The sequence below is a fragment of the Streptomyces sp. NPDC088915 genome, from assembly GCF_044749825.1.
In the GTDB taxonomy this organism is placed as follows: domain Bacteria; phylum Actinomycetota; class Actinomycetes; order Streptomycetales; family Streptomycetaceae; genus Streptomyces.
This window is the reverse complement of the sequence record NZ_JBIVIR010000050.1, coordinates 1-1322: the sequence shown is the minus strand read 5'-3', so window position 1 is coordinate 1322 and position 1322 is coordinate 1. Positions and strand designations below refer to the sequence as shown.

Below are 1322 nucleotides of genomic sequence, written 5' to 3'. Positions count from 1 at the left end.
CCGGCGCACCGGCCGGTGGTCTGGGCGGCCGCCGTCCTCGACGGGCCCGTCGGCCGCGACGAGCTGATCGCGGTGTCGGGGCTCGGAACCGCGACGGGCGGCAGCGCCCTGCTGCGGGCCCTGGAGGTCGCCGCCCTGGCCGAGCCCGCCGAGGGCCGCTACGGCTTCGCCGTCCCGCTGGCCGCCCCGGCCGTACGGGCCTGCGTGCCCGGACCCGTGCGCCAGGACCTGCACGAGCGGGCGGCGGGCGTACTGAGCCGCAGGCAGCCCGTGCCCTGGATCGACGTGGCCGGCCACCACAGGGCGGCCGGCGAGACCCGCGGCTGGCTCAGGGCGGTGGAGAGGGCGGCCGAGACGGCGGCGGCGTCCGGCCGGCACCAGCAGGCCGTCGCGCTCCTGGAACGGACGCTGGCCGCGCCCGGCCTGCCCCCGCAGAGCCGGGCCCGCCTCGCACCGCTCCTCGCCCGCAGCGCGGTGACCGGACTGCGCTCGGACCAGACCGTGGAGGTCCTCGCGCAGATCGTGCAGGACGCCTCCCTCCCCCCGGCCGTGCGCGGAGAGCTGCGGCTCGACCTGGGCCTGATGCTGTCCAACCAGATGGGCCGGTTCCCCGAGGGGTGGCGGGTCCTGGAGACCGCCGCCGCCGAACTGCGCGAGGTGCGGCCCGGCCTGGCCGCGCGCGCCATGACGGCGCTGTCCCTCCCCTACTGGCCGGGTCCCCCCGTTGACGTCCACCGGCGATGGCTGGCCGAGGCCACCGTCGCGGCGGACGCCAGCGGGGACGAGCCCATGCGCACGGCGGTCCTGGCCGGCCGGGCGGGACTCGCCATGAGCTGCGCCGACCCGGAAGCGTGGGAACTGGCGAAGGAGCTGCCCGCGAAGGACACGGACCCCGCGTGCGCCCGGCAGGCGGCGCGCGGCCTGTGCAACGCCGCGGACTTCGCGGTCTGGCTCGGCTTCTACGAGCGGGCGGAGGACCTCCTCGCGGCGGGGAGCGACCTGTCCGCACGGAGCGGTGCGCCGTACCTGGAGTACAACGCGCTGGGGACCCGGCTGCTCCGGGACTGGTGGACCGGCCGGTGGCCGGGGCTCGCCGAGCGGTGCGAGGAGTTCGTCGCCGCGACCGCCGACATGCCGTTCCTCGCCTCCGACGCCTACGTCGTGCGCGGCCTGCTCGCCCTCGCCCAGGGAGACTGGGGAGAGGCGGCCTCCTGGCTGTCCCAGCGGGGGACGATCGGCACGGAGGAGCTGCCCGTACCCCTGGCCGCGACGACGGCCGGCGCCGTGGTCCGCCTCGCCCTGGCCCGTCAGGAGGTGGAGGC

At 77.8% G+C, this 1322-nt stretch carries 1 pseudogene; it reads left to right on the top strand.

Annotated elements, in window-relative coordinates:
- A pseudogene (locus ACIP5O_RS36875) lies at positions 1 to 1322 on the top strand (helix-turn-helix transcriptional regulator); the annotation flags it as partial.